14 protein-coding genes are annotated in these 15,012 nt (G+C 60.6%); 6 read left to right on the forward strand and 8 right to left on the reverse strand.

Annotated elements, in window-relative coordinates; translation table 11 throughout:
- Positions 1–6: 6 nt before the first annotated feature.
- Together ACR0KW_RS04730 and ACR0KW_RS04735 are read right to left on the reverse strand one after the other, a co-directional pair.
- Positions 7–1,272: a permease gene (locus tag ACR0KW_RS04730; RefSeq protein WP_480803961.1), complete on the reverse strand. Its 1,266-nt coding sequence runs from the start codon at positions 1,270–1,272 to the stop codon at positions 7–9.
- Positions 1,273–1,412: 140 nt separating this feature from the next.
- A complete protein-coding gene (locus tag ACR0KW_RS04735; protein WP_170325814.1) occupies positions 1,413–2,153 on the reverse strand; it encodes a YebC/PmpR family DNA-binding transcriptional regulator in 741 nt (246 codons plus the stop codon).
- Between the two features lie 110 nt (positions 2,154–2,263).
- Between ACR0KW_RS04735 and ACR0KW_RS04740 the strand changes: the two genes are divergently transcribed.
- The 4 genes from ACR0KW_RS04740 to ACR0KW_RS04755 all read left to right on the forward strand — a co-directional run bounded on the left by ACR0KW_RS04740 (position 2,264) and on the right by ACR0KW_RS04755 (position 7,390).
- The gene (locus ACR0KW_RS04740; RefSeq protein ID WP_480803962.1) at positions 2,264–4,036 is read left to right on the forward strand and encodes an SLC13 family permease; all 1,773 of its coding nucleotides are present in this window, start codon (positions 2,264–2,266) and stop codon (positions 4,034–4,036) included.
- Between the two features lie 16 nt (positions 4,037–4,052).
- Positions 4,053–4,787, forward strand: a complete 735-nt coding sequence (locus ACR0KW_RS04745; protein WP_480803963.1) for a glutamine amidotransferase — start codon at positions 4,053–4,055, stop codon at positions 4,785–4,787.
- A gap of 72 nt (positions 4,788–4,859) precedes the next feature.
- On the forward strand, positions 4,860–5,717 hold the full coding sequence (locus ACR0KW_RS04750) for a bile acid:sodium symporter family protein (RefSeq protein WP_480803964.1): 858 nt from the start codon (positions 4,860–4,862) through the stop codon (positions 5,715–5,717).
- An 11-nt stretch (positions 5,718–5,728) separates the two neighbouring features.
- The gene (locus tag ACR0KW_RS04755) at positions 5,729–7,390 is read left to right on the forward strand and encodes an FAD-binding dehydrogenase (RefSeq protein ID WP_480803965.1); all 1,662 of its coding nucleotides are present in this window, start codon (positions 5,729–5,731) and stop codon (positions 7,388–7,390) included.
- 10 nt (positions 7,391–7,400) lie between these two features.
- Here the strand turns inward: ACR0KW_RS04755 and ACR0KW_RS04760 are convergent, their stop codons facing one another.
- The 3 genes from ACR0KW_RS04760 to ACR0KW_RS04770 all read right to left on the reverse strand — a co-directional run bounded on the left by ACR0KW_RS04760 (position 7,401) and on the right by ACR0KW_RS04770 (position 10,609).
- Positions 7,401–7,835: an META domain-containing protein gene (locus ACR0KW_RS04760; RefSeq protein ID WP_480803966.1), complete on the reverse strand. Its 435-nt coding sequence runs from the start codon at positions 7,833–7,835 to the stop codon at positions 7,401–7,403.
- Positions 7,836–7,934: 99 nt separating this feature from the next.
- The gene (locus ACR0KW_RS04765) at positions 7,935–9,713 is read right to left on the reverse strand and encodes an SLC13 family permease (protein ID WP_480803967.1); all 1,779 of its coding nucleotides are present in this window, start codon (positions 9,711–9,713) and stop codon (positions 7,935–7,937) included.
- Between the two features lie 80 nt (positions 9,714–9,793).
- The gene (locus ACR0KW_RS04770) at positions 9,794–10,609 is read right to left on the reverse strand and encodes a TIGR00282 family metallophosphoesterase (RefSeq protein WP_480803968.1); all 816 of its coding nucleotides are present in this window, start codon (positions 10,607–10,609) and stop codon (positions 9,794–9,796) included.
- Positions 10,610–10,698: 89 nt separating this feature from the next.
- Here ACR0KW_RS04770 and ACR0KW_RS04775 point away from each other — a divergent pair, with 89 nt between their 5' ends.
- Entirely contained in the window at positions 10,699–10,932 is a 234-nt protein-coding gene (locus ACR0KW_RS04775) for a putative hemolysin (RefSeq protein ID WP_480803969.1), read from the forward strand.
- Between the two features lie 5 nt (positions 10,933–10,937).
- Here ACR0KW_RS04775 and ACR0KW_RS04780 read toward each other — a convergent pair whose 3' ends face one another.
- Positions 10,938–11,501 (reverse strand): 5-formyltetrahydrofolate cyclo-ligase, encoded by a 564-nt coding sequence (locus ACR0KW_RS04780; RefSeq protein ID WP_480803970.1) that lies wholly within the window; start codon positions 11,499–11,501, stop codon positions 10,938–10,940.
- On the reverse strand, positions 11,498–12,892 hold the full coding sequence (gene mgtE, locus ACR0KW_RS04785; protein WP_480803971.1) for a magnesium transporter: 1,395 nt from the start codon (positions 12,890–12,892) through the stop codon (positions 11,498–11,500). Before mgtE ends, ACR0KW_RS04780 begins: the two co-directional genes overlap by 4 nt.
- A 140-nt stretch (positions 12,893–13,032) precedes the next feature.
- Between mgtE and guaD the strand changes: the two genes are divergently transcribed.
- Positions 13,033–14,322: a guanine deaminase gene (gene guaD / locus ACR0KW_RS04790; protein WP_480803972.1), complete on the forward strand. Its 1,290-nt coding sequence runs from the start codon at positions 13,033–13,035 to the stop codon at positions 14,320–14,322.
- A gap of 124 nt (positions 14,323–14,446) precedes the next feature.
- Here the strand turns inward: guaD and ACR0KW_RS04795 are convergent, their stop codons facing one another.
- Positions 14,447–14,929 carry a DUF995 domain-containing protein gene (locus tag ACR0KW_RS04795; protein ID WP_480803973.1) on the reverse strand — a complete coding sequence of 161 codons (483 nt, stop codon included), beginning with the start codon at positions 14,927–14,929 and terminating at the stop codon, positions 14,447–14,449.
- Positions 14,930–15,012 lie beyond the last annotated feature (83 nt).

A 15,012-nucleotide genomic window follows, 5' to 3' on the forward strand; every position in this document is an offset into this window, starting at 1 on the left:
AACGCCTCAAGCCGCCTCAGGCTTCTTTGTGTTCGGCAACACCACCCGGTAACAGGTGATGGCCGCAAACAGGCTGACGAGCACGATGAAGAAAACCGCCCAGGCGACCTCGTGCATATGCGCGACCGCCGCCAGTGCGGCCGACAGGATAACCGCCGTAATCCGACAGATGCTCTTGATCGCCGCTGCCCCCTTGACGCGCTGATCCTTGGGGGCCACGTCCCAAAAATACAGTCTTCTGGCCCCGCTGATGCCCGTCACGGCCACGGTGACGATGAACAGCGCCACCGCGTGAAGATGCACCGCATGATCGATCCCCAGAAAATGCACCGCCAACAGCGTACCCCCGGTGAAGGCCACCATCAGGTTGCCCACCACCATCACGGCGCGGTGCGATTTCATATTCACCAATTGCCACAAAGGGGCCGAAACCAGATAACCCGACGCGGATGAAATGATCATGGCCGTCAGACCTTTGGCTGACGCGTGATGCGCTTCGGCTGCAATCAGGGCAAAGAAGGGCACAGACAGAGACACCACAACCAAAGGCATGCGCATCATCATATAGCAGCGGAACCAAGCCTGATCGAACATGGCAATGATGTCGGTGAAATTCTCCGAGAGCTTGCGTTTCCGCACAGCCGGTGCGTTGCCCTTGCCCTCAGTCTTCTTGGCGATCTCGGACATGGCAAGAATGCACAGCCCCGAAAGGACGAAAAACGTGACCGAGACGCCAATCACCGCGGAATGGCGCGCAAAGGGCGGGTTTTCCTTAGTGATCTCATGCACCAGCAGCGCCAGCCCGATGGCCCCCAACCCGCCAATGCCCAGCTGCAAATAGTGCAAGACCATCCGCGATTTGGAATGCACGTGATCACCGATGAGGTCGGTATACATCAACGACTGAATCTCTTCGATCAGGCCGATCAGGAAAAACGCCGCAACAAACGCCATGCCGATGGCGGGAACCACTCCGGTCGACGCCACCACCACCGCCATGACTAGGCAGGCCCCAATGGCGATTTCAGTCAGAGCAATCCCGCGTTTCTTCTGTTGGCGGGCCGCAATCGGCTGCGCCAGAAACACGTCCGAGATCATGCTGCCCGCCATCCGGATCGACACCAGAGCCCCGGCAATAAACATCGGTAGTTCCAGCGATACGGCCAGAAACGGCAGTACCACAGACGGGCTGCCCAGCGTCCACGCGACCTGAGACAGAATGCTCTGCCCGGCCAGAACCGGAATGTTCCGCTTGGGTATGGCGTCGGTCATACGATCTCTTGCTTCATCTGCCCCACGGGAAAACTGCCTGCCAGCCTATAGGGTTCCGGGCAACCGGCCAAGAAGCACATGAACGGAAAAAGAAAAACCCGACCAGTGGCCGGGTTTCAATGACTTCTATCTGGCGCGGATCAGAGCTGCGCCATGACCTCGTCCGTGGCCTCGAAGTTGGTGGTGACGCGCTGGACGTCATCATCGTCTTCCAAAGCATCGACCAGCTTCATCAGCTTTTGCATGTCGTCCAGACCCAACTCGGTCGTTGTGGTCGGTTTCCAGACCAGCTTGGTCGACTCGGACTCACCCAGCGCGGCTTCCAGCGCGTTCGACACGTCGTTCAGATCGGTATCGGCGCACCAGATGATGTGTCCTTCGTCCGAGCTCTCGACATCTTCGGCACCCGCCTCAATGGCTGCTTCGAACACGGTGTCGGCATCGCCAACAGCGGCGGTATAAACCACCTCGCCCTTGCGTTCGAACATGAACCCGACCGAGCCGGTCTCGCCCAGATTGCCGCCGTTTTTCGAGAAGGTCGAGCGCACGGTCGACGCGGTCCGGTTGCGGTTGTCGGTCATCGTCTCGACGATCACGGCGACGCCGTTCGGGCCATAGCCCTCGTACCGGATTTCTTCGTAATCGTCGCCCTCGCCTGCAACCGATTTTTTGATCGCGCGGTCGATCACGTCCTTGGGGACCGAGTTCGACTTGGCTTCCTTAACGGCCAGACGCAGGCGCGGGTTCTTGTCGGGATCGGGATCGCCCATCTTGGCGGCGACAGTGATCTCCTTCGACAGCTTGGAAAACAGTTTGGACCGCGCGGCGTCCTGACGCCCCTTGCGGTGCTGGATGTTGGCCCATTTGGAATGGCCTGCCATGTTGCGTCCTCATGATAGTGATTGCGTATTCGGCGCTCATATAGACGTTTGCGGGGCATGGGATCAAGAGAGCGGCTTGTCCAAGACCGCCTTGCGGGTATGGTGGCGGCATGACGACAGATCAGATTATTCTTTTTGCCCTTTTCGCCACTGTATTCGGAATGCTTCTCTGGGGGCGCTTCCGCTATGATCTTGTGGCTTTTTCCGCGCTGCTGTTCGGAGTCGTTCTGGGAGTTGTGCCTGTCGATGACGCTTTTGCCGGGTTCGGCCATCCGGCGACCATAATCGTGGCATTGGTTCTGGTCGTATCAGCCGGGTTGGTCCGGTCGGGCGCTGTGTTCCTGATCACCCGCACTCTGGTCGATGCCTCGCGGGGGCTGGGTGCGCATATCGCACTCATGGGCGGAATCGGCGCGGTTCTGTCGGCCTTTATGAACAACGTCGCCGCGCTGGCGCTGCTGATGCCGGTCGATATCCAGACCGCGCGCAAGGCGGGGCGGTCGGTGGGCCTGACCCTGATGCCGTTGAGCTTTGCCACCATTCTGGGTGGCATGGCGACGCTGATCGGCACACCTCCGAACATCATCATTGCCTCAATCCGGCAAGAGACACTGGGCGAACCGTTCAAAATGTTCGACTTTGCCCCGGTCGGTGGGCTGGCTGCGATTGCCGGGCTGGCTTTTGTCTCGCTGGTTGGTTGGCGGCTGATCCCGAACCGGGGCCCGCAGGAAGAAACCTCCAAAGCGCTGGCCGAATACATCGCCGAACTGACGGTTCCCCCGGAATCACCGCATATCGGCAAGCGGGTGAGCGAGCTTTATGAGGCCGCCGAGAAGTCCGACGTCGCCATCCTCGGCCTGATCCGGGACGGCAAGCGGCGCTATGGCCGCTCGGCCCATGCCACGCTGAAACAGGGCGATGCGCTGGTGCTTGAGGCCCGACCCGAGGCGCTGGACGAATTTCGTGCCGCACTGAACCTCGATTTCTCGGACACACGGCGGCAGGAATTGCTGACCGCCGAAGGCGACGGGCTGGAAGTGATCGAGGTCGTCGCCCCCGAAAGCTCCCGCATCACCGGACGCACGGCGCAAGGGCTGGGCTTGGCCTGGCGACAAAGCACCGTGTTGATGGGCATCTCGCGCCAGGGCCGCCGCATCACCGAACAGGTTCGCAAGACCGAGGTTGAGGCGGGCGATATCCTGCTGCTGCTTTGCCCGCGTGACCGAAGCGTGGATGTGACCGAGTGGCTGCGTTGTCTGCCGCTGGCCGAGCGTGGCCTGAACGTCACCGCCAATGACAAGGCCTGGCTGGCCATCGGCCTGTTTGCCGCCGCGGTGCTGGCGGCCAGTGTTGGGTTGATCTACCTGCCGATTGCTCTGGGGCTGGTCGTGGTGGCCTATGTGCTGACCAAGATCCTGCCGATCGCCGATCTCTACAATCATATCGAATGGCCGGTCGTCGTGTTGCTGGGCTCGATGATCCCGCTGGGCAGCGCGTTGGAGACCTCGGGCGGCACCGAATTGATCGCCAATGCGCTGGTGCAGCTCACCGACGGCCTGCCCGCATGGGCGATTTTGACGGTGCTGATGATCGTCACCATGACCCTGTCGGACGTACTGAACAACACCGCCACCGCCATTGTTGCCGCCCCGGTCGGCATCCAGATGGCACGCACGCTCGAGGTTTCGCCCGATCCGTTCCTGATGACCGTCGCCGTGGCGGCCTCGGCCGCGTTCCTTACGCCGATCGGGCACAAGAACAATACGCTGGTGCTGGGCCCCGGCGGTTATCGCTTTGGCGACTATTGGCGCATGGGGCTGCCGCTGGAAATCCTCATCGTTGCGGTTTCCATTCCCGCCATTCTTGTCTTTTGGCCGCTTTGACGGGTAAAGGCACCGCATGAAACGATTTCTGATCCTGCAACTGCGCCCCGAAACCGAGGCGTCGGACGCCGAATACGCCTCGATCCTGGACAAGACCGGCCTGTCGCCGGACCAGACCCACCGCATCCGCTTGGACTGCGAGGACCTGCCCGAGGGGCTGAACGTCACAGATTACGCCGGAGTGATCGTCGGCGGCGGCCCCGGCTGCGTCAGTGACGATCCGGCCACGAAATCCCCAATGGATGCGCGGATTGAGGCCGCCATCATGGGCCTGATGCCGCAGATCACTGCTTATGACCATCCGTTCATGGGCTGCTGCTACGGCCTCGGCATCCTGGCCGCGCATCTGGATGGAGATGTCAGCAAGGACCAGTACGGAGAACCCGTCGGCCCCTCGACCTGTCACCTGACCGAAGACGGCGCGCGCGATCCGTTGACCGCCGGGCTGGATCAGACGTTCGACGCTTTCGTCGGCCATAAAGAGGCTGTGCAGACCCTGCCCGACGGATGCGTTCACCTTGTGGCCTCGGACCCTTGCCCGTTCCAGATGATCCGCTGGGGCCAAAACGTCTATGCCACGCAATTCCACCCCGAGGCCAACGCGCGCGATTTTGAAGAGCGCATCAATATCTACAAGCACCACGGCTATTTCCCGCCCGAAGACGCCCAGCGCCTGATCGATATCTGCCACGCCGCCGATGTCACGCAACCCGGCGAAATCCTGCGCCGATTCACTCAGCGCTATATGTGACCCAACGGCGCGGTTGCCTGAATCTTCGCCCCTCGCATAGGCTGGTCCGACCGGCTTTGGGAGGAGTTGTTCTTGGATCTGCTTATCAATGTCGGCCTGCCGTTGTCGCTGGCCGTGATCATGCTGTCTCTGGGCGTCGGGCTGCATGTCGCTGATTTTCGGCGCGTACTGACACGGGGCTACCCCTTCGCCATTGGTGCACTAAGCCAGGTGGTGCTGCTGCCTATCGCGGCCTTCGTGACCGTCAAGCTGTTCGCCCTGCCGCCCGAGATCGCGGTGGGCTTCATGCTGCTCAGTTTTTGCCCTGGCGGCGTGACCAGCAACATCCTGTCGAAACTGGCCAAGGGGGATGTCGCCCTGTCGGTCAGCCTGACTGCGGTCATAAGCTTGCTCTCCATGCTGACCGTTCCCATTCTGGCGGCCTGGTCGATCACTCACTTCATGGGTGAGGACGCCCCCGAGGTCTCGATCACCGGTCTGGCGATCGCCCTGTTCCTGATCACCACCCTACCCGTGGCCATCGGCGTCAGCCTGCGCCATTTCGCGCCCAACATTGCGGAACGGATCGACGCGCCGCTGTCCAAACTGGCGACTGCTCTTTTTGTCCTGATCGTCCTCGCAGCACTCGCCGGGAACTGGCAGCTGTTCATCGACAATCTCGGGATCATAGGGGCCGGGTTGGTCACCTTGAACATCGCTCTGCTGGCCATCGGGCTGGGGTTGGCGCGTGCCGCGAAACTGTCGTGGAATGAGTGTAAGACGGTCTCAATCGAAACCGGCATCCAGAACTCGACACTTGGGATTACGCTGGCGGCGCTGATCACGGGAACGGATAGCGGGTTTAGTCCGCTGGCCCTGCCCTCGGCCGTTTACGGGATAATGATGTATGTCGTAGCCCTTCCCTATATCGCCTGGCTCCGCAGCCGCTGAAAGGACAAGACATGACCAACAACACTGCTGATGCCATCGTCGTGGGGGCTGGATTGGCTGGGCTGGCTGCCGCAGCCGAGCTGGGGGATCGTGGCAAGAAGGTGATCGTGCTGGATCAGGAGCCCGCGCATTTTCTGGGTGGGCAAGCCTTCTGGAGCCTTGGCGGTCTGTTCATGGTCGATACTCCGGAGCAGCGGCGGATGGGAATCAAAGACAGCCACGATCTGGCTTTACGCGACTGGATGGGCAGCGCACAGTTCGACCGCGAAGAAGACGCCTGGCCGCGCAAATGGGCCGAGGCCTATGTCGAATTCGCCGCCGGAGAAATGCGACCGTGGCTATACGAGATGGGCCTGCGCTGGTTCCCCATCGTCGGTTGGGCCGAGCGTGGCGGATCTTATGCAGATGGTCACGGCAACTCGGTTCCGCGGTTTCACATTACATGGGGCACCGGGCCGGGCGTTCTGAAACACTTCATCCGCCGCGTGCAGGACCATGTCAGCGCCGGGCTGATTGAGCTGAAATTCCGTCATCAAGTCAGCCACATCATCATGCAGAACGGCGGCACCAAGGGGGTGTCGGGCGAGGTTCTGGCCGATGACACGGCCCCTCATGGCGCGAAGACCAACCGCGACGAGGTGGGGGAATTCGAGGTCTATGCACCTTCGGTCATCGTCACATCGGGCGGGATTGGAGGCAATTTCGAGATGGTGCGCGAAAACTGGCCCCGCGACCGATTGGGCGAGCCACCAAAGGACATGGTTGCGGGTGTGCCCTTTCACGTGGATGGCCGCATGATCGGGATCAGCGAAAAGGCCGGTGGCCACGTGATCAACGGCGATCGGATGTGGCATTACACCGAAGGCGTCCGCAACTGGAACCCGATCTGGCCGTCGCATGGCATCCGTATCCTGCCCGGCCCCAGCTCAATGTGGTTCGACGCGCGGGGCAATCGGCTGAAACCGCCCTGTATGCCAGGGTTCGACACGCTGGGCACGCTGAAGGAAATCCTGAAAACCGGCCACGAATACAGCTGGTTCGTGCTAACTCAGAAAGTGATCAAGAAGGAATTTGCCCTGTCGGGTTCCGAACAAAACCCTGACATGACCGATGGCGGTTGGCGCGAGGTGTTGTTTCAACGCGTCCTGACCGGATCAAAAGCCACCGCGCCGGTTGAGGCGTTCAAGGAACACGGAGAGGATTTCATCGTCGCCAATACGCTGACCGAGTTGGTCAGCGGCATGAACCAATTGGGCGGCGGCCTGATCGACGAATCCCACCTGCGCGCCCAGATCGAGGCGCGGGACAGCCAGGTCGACAACCCCTTTACCAAGGACGCGCAGATGGCGGCCATTCTGGCCGCGCGAAATTATCGGGGGGATAAGCTGATCCGCACCGCCAAGCCGCACAAGTTCCTTGATCCGGCCAATGGCCCGCTAATCGCGGTGAAGCTGCACGTGCTGACACGCAAGACGCTGGGCGGGCTGCAAACCAATCTCGACAGCCAGATGATCGGCGCAGATGGTCAGGTCGTTTCCGGCCTGTTCGCCGCCGGAGAGGTCGCCGGGTTCGGTGGCGGCGGCTATCACGGTTACAACGCGCTGGAGGGCTCGTTTCTCGGCGGCTGCATCTTTTCGGGCCGCAATGCCGGGCGGTCGCGGGCGGTGGCTTGACCGCCCGGCCTTATGGCATACGCACAAATTTCAGCACCGGTTCACCCGAGCTGTCCAGCATGACCAGATTGTCCCCTGCCACAGCATAAGCAGTCACGTTTTGCAGCGCGTCCAAAAACTGGCGCTCAACCTGTTCCTGTTCGGGCGGACAGGCCATCAGGGTTGCCGCGATATTGTCCGGAAAGTCGATCTGTGCACCCGACATCTCGACCTGCCCTTTAAAGCGGTTGCAGCCTCCGCTGCCGCCAAAGGCCCCACCGGCCTCAAACGCAATTTCGGGACGTTTTTCCATATCCAGAACGCCACCGTTCAACCCGATAGCGGACCACTTGGTATTCTCAAGACTCACCGGTTCATTTGTGGATTGGGCCATGCTGTGACTACCCAATAACCCCAAAACAACCGCACTGGCCACAATGGCCTGACCAATCTTTGGAAAAGGCATAATCCTGTCCTTTCTCTTCAAACGCTTTGCAGAGAAAGATTGGGGCGGGATCAGAGATTACAAGCTAAGCCCCTAAAAACCGGCGGTTCCGCGCCGACCTTAAAGGGGCCAGATAAACGGGATCAGCAAAGAGGCCAGCAATCCGACCGTAAGGTTCAACGGCACGCCAACTTTCAGGAAGTCGGTGAACCTGTAGCCGCCGGGGCCGTAAACCATCATGTTGGTCTGATACCCGATCGGCGTCGCGAACGAGGCCGAGGCCGCCACCATCACCGCCACCACCAGCGGGCGCGGGTCGATCCCGACCGCCTGCGCCAAACCGATGGCAATCGGAGTCACCACCACGGCCACGGCATTGTTCGACACCAGTTCAGTCAGCACCGAAGTCAGCAGGTAGACGGCCCAGATGATCAGGAACGGTGGCAGTACACTTAGGCCCGGAGCGATCGCCTCAACAATCAGCGAAACGGCCCCGGATTTGTCCAGCGCCGCACCGATGGCCAGCATGGAAAAGATCAGCGCCAACAGGCGGCCCTCGACAAAGGAAAATGCCTCATCCGCGTCGATGCAGCGGGTCAGCAGCACCACCGCGACCGCCAGAACCGACAGCAGCAGGATCGGCGCCACGCCCAACGCGGCCAGTACGACGATGCCGACCAGCGCACCAATGGCGATCGGCGCATGGCTGCGCCGGAACGCACGGGCCGAAGGCTGGGTGACGTCAACCATATCCATGTCAGACGCCAGCTTCTGGATATCTGCAGGGGACCCTTCCAGCAGCAGCGTATCACCAACACGGACAACCAGATCATCCAGTTGACGCCCGATATTCTGGTTCCGCCGATGCACCGCCAGCACATAGACACCATACCGACGGCGCAGACGCAGCGTGCCAAGCGTTCGGCCCACCATGCGGCAACCGGGAGTGATCAGCACTTCGACCGTTTTAGTTTCAACCGCCGAAACCTGATCGACGCGCTTGAGTTCCTTGTTGCTTTGCAGGCTCAGCAACTCGGTCATTTCAGTACGCAGAACCACGCGGTCACCGAGTTTCAGCTCAACCCCTTTCAGGTTGCGCCGCAGCGACTCGTCGCCCCGGATCACGTCGATCAGACGCACGCCGGGGCGTTTGAACAGCTGCACCCCTGTCACTTCGCGCCCGATCAGGTTGCTTTCGGGGGGAATGACGGCCTCGGTAAAGAACTTCATCTTTGACCGGTCGGACAGCAGCGAGGCCATGCTGTCGCGGTCCGGCAGCAGGCGAGGCGCAATGAAACGCAGGTAGACCATGCCATAGATCACCAGCGCGATGCCCAGCGGCGTGACCTCGAGGATCGAGAACGCCTTCATCCCCTGTGCCCGGGCCACACCATCGACCAGCAGGTTGGTCGAGGTCCCGATCAGGGTCAGCGTACCGCCCAAAATTGCAGCGTAACTTAGCGGGATCAGCAGTTTCGAGGCCGGAACGTTCAGCGTGCGCGCGATCTGCACAAAGACCGGGATCATCACGACCACAACCGGCGTGTTCGACACCACGGCCGAGGCCAACACGACGAACGCCATCAACAGACCAATGGCAAAGCGCGGATTCACCTGCGCCTGCTTTTGCGCGGTCGAGGTAAACGCATCCAGCGCCCCGGTTCGCACCAAGGCCCCCATGATGATGAACATCGCCGCAATCGTCCAGGGCGCAGGGTTGGACAGCACCGCCAGCGCGCTCTGATACGGCAGAATGCCGGTCACCAGCATGATGGCGACGCCACCGATGGCGACCACCTCGGTCGGGTAAACCTCGCGCAGGAACATGACGAACATGCCCGCAACGACCATCAGCGCCACGATCGCACTGCCCGTTTCTGTCAGTTGAAGGAATTGCATTCTTGGTTTTGTGTCCGAACCTTGGCCTGGCTTGCGCGCCCGCCGGGCAGTTTCCCGCATTGCGCGCGGCAGAGCAAGCCTTACTGCGGACCAGCCTGGTGCAAGCGCCCGCCAACGCGGACCATCTGCACAGATTTTGCCTGCCCGTCGCGGTCATCGGTCTCGACGAACACACCGCTCAGCGTTGCCTCGCCATTCGCAGGGGTAAACCGCGCCTTGGGCATCCCGGTGATGAAGCGGCGCATCGGTTCGACCTTGTCCATGCCGATCACCGAGTCATAGTCCCCGCACATCCCAGCATCGGTCAGGTAAGCTGTGCCACCCGGCAGGATCTGCGCGTCTGCCGTGGGCACATGGGTATGCGTCCCCACCACAAGGCTGGCGCGTTTGTCGCAGTAATGGCCCATCGCCATCTTCTCGGACGTCGCCTCGCAATGCATGTCAACGATGATGGCGTTTGCCTGCCCCCCGCGCGGGTGGGACTTGAGGATCGGTTCAATCGCCGAGAACGGATCGTCAAAGGGCCGTTTCATGAACACCTGCCCTAGCACCTGCACCACCAGCACTTTGCGGCCTCCGGGTGCGTTGAACAAGCGATGCCCCCGCCCCGGCGCGCCTTTGGCAAAGTTCACCGGGCGTACGATGCGCGACTCTTTTTCAATGAATTGCAGCATGTCTTTCTGATCAAACGCGTGATCGCCCAGCGTCAGGCAATCGGCACCGGCGTCCAGCAGCAGCTTGGCGTGATCCCCGGTCAGGCCCATCCCGTTCGAGGCGTTCTCGCCATTGATAACAACAAAATCCAGCCGCCATTCGTCACGCAGACGCGGCAGATGTTGTTGTACGGCCGTGCGTCCAGCGCGGCCCATGACGTCACCCAGAAAAAGTATCCTCATCCAACCTGTCCTAAGTGTGGTAATGGCCAAGCACAAGTGGTTAAGCTGCCTGCATAAACTGCCAAAGCCCTTTCAACAGGAGATTCTTGATGCCTCGCCCTCTTATTGCCGCTCTTGGCCTGATCGCACTCACCGCTTGTGATGAGGTGCCCACGTCAGATTCATCGACGCAACTGGCAAACCCCGCTGCCACGTTCTGCGTGGAAAGTGGTGCAAAATACGAAATTCGCGATGGCGACAACGGGCAATCGGGTATCTGCATTTTGCCGGACGGGCGCGAAGTCGATGCCTGGGAATATTTCCGCGAAAACAGCCCGATCTGAGGCGATCAGGCCGAAAAGGTCAGCACCCGGCTTTCGGTGATCACCATATCCAGCGGCTGATCGGTGGGCTCCAGCGGCAGCCCTTCGGCCTCTTGCGCGTCAAAGGCAAAACCGATGGCCAGCGTCGGGCGTTTGGCGCGCAACCCTTGCAGCGTGCGGTCATAAAAGCCGCCGCCATAGCCCAACCGACCGCCCTGCGCATCAAATGCGACCAGCGGAACAACCAGGATCTCGGGGTCGAAATAATCATCAAACTCGGGCACCTTGGCACCGAAGGGGCCGTCTTTCAGTGCGCCCTCTGGCGTCCAGCGGGAAAATTTCAGCGGTTGTCCGGCGGCCTGAATAACCGGCACGCCGACCGGGCCATAGGCAGAGGCCTCGGCCATCGCAGCCAGCGGATCAATCTCGGTGCGGATCGGCATGTAGCCTGAAATCGGCACGCCCCGGTGCCCGGCCAGAACCTCGGATAAACGCCCGGCGGCTCCGGGCAAACGGGTGTCAAACGCAGCCTTGCGGCGCGCAAAAGCCGCCTTGCGTGCGGCAGCCTTAATGTCGGTCAGATCGGTCACAGTAGCACCACGCTGGCAAGCCCAAGAAAGATGAAGAACCCCATGACATCCGTTGTGGTCGTCACGAAAGTCCCCGACGCCAGCGCAGGGTCAACACCCATACGGTCCAGCACCACCGGTACTACCGTACCTGCAAAGCCTGCGATGATCATATTCACGACCAAGGCCGATCCGATCACGACACCCAGCATCGGAGAATCAAACCACATCATCCCAACGGTGCCCAGCACGATGGCAAAACACAGACCGTTCAGCATCCCCACCAGCAACTCCCGCCGGATCACCCGCATGACGTTGGCGTTGGTCAGGTCGCGCGTTGCTAGCGCCCGCACCGCAACCGTCAGCGACTGCGTCCCGGCATTGCCGCCCATCGACGCTACGATCGGCATCAGAATCGCCAGCGCCACCAATTGATCAATTGCCGCCTCGAACTGTGAGATCACCAGCGAGGCACAGATCGCAGTGCAAAGGTTCACGGCCAGCCACGGCAGACGCCGCCGACTAGTCGCGGCTACACTGTCCGAAATCGAGCTTTCGTCGCTCACACCTGCAAGACGCAGAATATCTTCTTCGTGTTCTTCATCCAGAACGACCATCGCGTCGTCGATGGTAATCACACCGACCAACCGCCCATCCGCATCCACAACGGGGGCCGAGATCAGGTGGTACTGGTTGAAGGCATAGGCCACATCCTCTTCGTCCTGATCGACGGGGATGGAGTGGAATTCCTCTTCGGCGATGTCATGCAGCGGCACGTCGCGCCGGGTTGCCATCAGCTTGCCCAGCGTGACCTGCGCCACGGGTTTCAGCCGCGGATCGACCAACACCACGTGATAGAACTGTTCCGGTAGATCGTCATTTGCGCGCATGAAGTCGATGGCCTGCCCTACCGCCCAATGCTCGGGCGCCATGACCACCTCGCGCTGCATGAGACGACCGGCCGAGTTTTCCGGGTAGGACAGCGCCTGTTCAGCCGCAACCCGTTCGGAATCTTCCAACGCGTCAAGGATCGCCTCCTGCTGCGGCTCTTCAAGGTCTTCCAGCAAGTCGACAACGTCGTCGCTTTCCATCTCGCGCACGGCGTCGGCCAGAACGTCGGGCTTCAGTATACCAATGATCTCCTCGCGCACCGCCTCATCGAGTTCCGAGAGGATGTCGCCGTCGAACTCCTTGTCATACAGACGGATCAGGCGGGCACGATCATACGGGTTGATCTGTTCCAGAAGGTCGGCGATGTCGGCCGGGTGCAGCGGTTCCATCAACTCAACCAGCTTGTCGCGGTCGTCTACATCAACCGCGTACAGAATGGCCGCGACGGTCTTGCGATCCAGCGCATAGACATCGTCGTCACTGGTGGACTCGTTTACGGGTTCATCAAAGCCTGTCGTCATGTCTGCCCCCGTATCATTCGGTCATTGGCCCCTAATTAGAAGAAGCTGCTACCGGAAAACAATGACAATGCGGCGATTTACCGACAAGTTTCACCCACCTATGCTGTTTCGCAGTCCCATACAGGCGGAGATGAAGGAAAATGGCGCAAAAAACGCTGCTGAAAGGACGTGTTCTGAGCTTCACCGGTTCCCCGTTCGAAGGTGAGCCGACCGAGGCTGTCAAAATCAGCGAGGCGGTTCTGGTCGAAGACGGCCGCATTTCCGCTGTGGCGGATGCCGACAGCCTGCGCGCCGCCCATCCGAACGCAGACCTGATCGACTACGGCCAGCACGTCATCATGGCCGGGTTCGTGGACGCCCATGTGCACTATCCGCAGACCGCCATGATCGCCAGTTGGGGCAAGCGCCTTATCGACTGGCTGAACACCTATACCTTTCCCGAAGAGATGAAGTTCGGCGACCCCGCCTATGCGTCCGAAATTGCCAACCGCTATCTCGACTTAACCGCGGCGCACGGCACGACGACCATGTGCAGTTTCTGCACCATCCACCCCGAAAGCGTCGATGCCTTCTTCACCGCCGCACAACAGCGCAATCAGCGCGTCGTCGCCGGCAAAACCTGCATGGACCGAAACGCGCCCACGGGGCTGCAGGACACGGCGCAGACGGCCTATGACCAGTCAGCAGCCTTGCTGGAGAAATGGCACGGTGTCGACCGGTTGTCTTATGCCATCACCCCACGTTTTTCCCCCACCTCTACGCCCGAACAGCTTGAGGCGATGGGCGCGCTCTGGGCCGAACACCCGCATTGTTTGATGCAAACCCATCTGAGCGAGCAGACCGACGAAATCGCGTGGGTCCGCGAGCTGTTCCCCGAGGCGCGCGACTATCTGGATACCTATGAGAAGTTCGGCCTGCTGGGCGCGCACGGTGTCTACGGCCATGTCATCCACCTGGAATCGCGCGAGCGTGACCGGCTGCGCGAGGTGGACGCGGCGCTGATCCACTGCCCGACCTCGAATACGTTCATTGGCTCGGGTCTGTTCGACATGACCGGGCTGATGCGTGACGGTCACCGGGTCGGGCTGGCGACAGATACCGGCGGCGGGTCCAGCTTTTCGATGCTGCGCACGATGGCTGCTGCCTATGAAATCGGGCAACTGCGGGGCGCACCGTTACACCCCGCACAGCTGCTGTGGCTGGGCACCGTCGGGTCGGCGCGCACATTGCGTATGGACGATTGTGCCGGCAACGTTGCACCGGGGATGGAGGCCGATCTGGTCGTCCTCGACCTCGCCTCGACCCCGGCCATCGCCCAGCGCGAGGCCTGCGCCGACGACCTGTGGGAGGCCATCTTCCCCACCATCATGATGGGCGACGACCGGGCAATCTCGGCCGTTTGGATCGGCGGAGAGCCCGTCGCACGGTAAAACGGGCATCGCCTAGTTTTGAGCGCGAACCGGAGACGAGGCGCTCAAGGCCTTTTGTCCGAACTATCGGGCAGCCAGATGACGGCTGCCTGATTTCCCCGATAAGTCGAAAGAGAAAGTAAGCCTATAGACCCAGCTTGCGGATATTCTTTCTTTTCTTCGATTTGAATTTGTCACCCTTCACTAGGGTGCTGTCCCCGGTTGCCCGCCACCATTCCTTGTCGTCCGGCCATTTGCGCCAGATTTGACCATCCGGAGCGACAACATGCTCGATACAGCCCAGCTCATCCGGCTCGGAGTCGACGGAATCGCCTTTTGGCCAGTACCAGACCAATTCACGGCAAACGCGGGCCTTGCGGTCCACTTTCCACGTACCGTTGGCCACGTTGTCGCTGTACTTTTTGCACCATGCGCTCGCCTGCCAGCCGGAACCAAAGTAAATTCCGCCCTCGCATCCTTTCCAGATTTGCGTCTTGCCCCCATATAGCTGCGCAATCACATTGGGGTCGGCGGGCTTCGCGCCCTGCGGTTTGGGGTCAGCCCAGGCGAACGCTGAATTCAGAACGATCAGGACGGCAGTGCCAACAGAAATTGCTTTAAATTTCATCTAACCACTCCTTCTAAAATGGTGGAAAGATACCACAAAAGCGCCGTTTTCTCAAAAATCCGACCGCCCCAAAAGCCTCACTA

The sequence above is a fragment of the Ruegeria sp. CG11 genome (assembly GCF_056537245.1).

Excerpts from the sequence above, each read along its gene's own strand:
- ACR0KW_RS04765 (WP_480803967.1), bottom strand. The coding sequence starts at position 9,713 with ATGCAATTCCTTCAACTGACAGAAACGGGCAGTGCGATCGTGGCGCTG.
- ACR0KW_RS04770 (WP_480803968.1), bottom strand. The coding sequence starts at position 10,609 with ATGAGGATACTTTTTCTGGGTGACGTCATGGGCCGCGCTGGACGCACG.
- mgtE (WP_480803971.1), bottom strand. The coding sequence starts at position 12,892 with ATGACGACAGGCTTTGATGAACCCGTAAACGAGTCCACCAGTGACGAC.
- guaD (WP_480803972.1), top strand. The coding sequence starts at position 13,033 with ATGGCGCAAAAAACGCTGCTGAAAGGACGTGTTCTGAGCTTCACCGGT.
- ACR0KW_RS04730 (WP_480803961.1), bottom strand. The coding sequence starts at position 1,272 with ATGACCGACGCCATACCCAAGCGGAACATTCCGGTTCTGGCCGGGCAG.
- ACR0KW_RS04745 (WP_480803963.1), top strand. The coding sequence starts at position 4,053 with ATGAAACGATTTCTGATCCTGCAACTGCGCCCCGAAACCGAGGCGTCG.
- ACR0KW_RS04735 (WP_170325814.1), bottom strand. The coding sequence starts at position 2,153 with ATGGCAGGCCATTCCAAATGGGCCAACATCCAGCACCGCAAGGGGCGT.
- ACR0KW_RS04740 (WP_480803962.1), top strand. The coding sequence starts at position 2,264 with ATGACGACAGATCAGATTATTCTTTTTGCCCTTTTCGCCACTGTATTC.
- ACR0KW_RS04775 (WP_480803969.1), top strand. The coding sequence starts at position 10,699 with ATGCCTCGCCCTCTTATTGCCGCTCTTGGCCTGATCGCACTCACCGCT.
- ACR0KW_RS04760 (WP_480803966.1), bottom strand. The coding sequence starts at position 7,835 with ATGCCTTTTCCAAAGATTGGTCAGGCCATTGTGGCCAGTGCGGTTGTT.
- ACR0KW_RS04755 (WP_480803965.1), top strand. The coding sequence starts at position 5,729 with ATGACCAACAACACTGCTGATGCCATCGTCGTGGGGGCTGGATTGGCT.
- ACR0KW_RS04795 (WP_480803973.1), bottom strand. The coding sequence starts at position 14,929 with ATGAAATTTAAAGCAATTTCTGTTGGCACTGCCGTCCTGATCGTTCTG.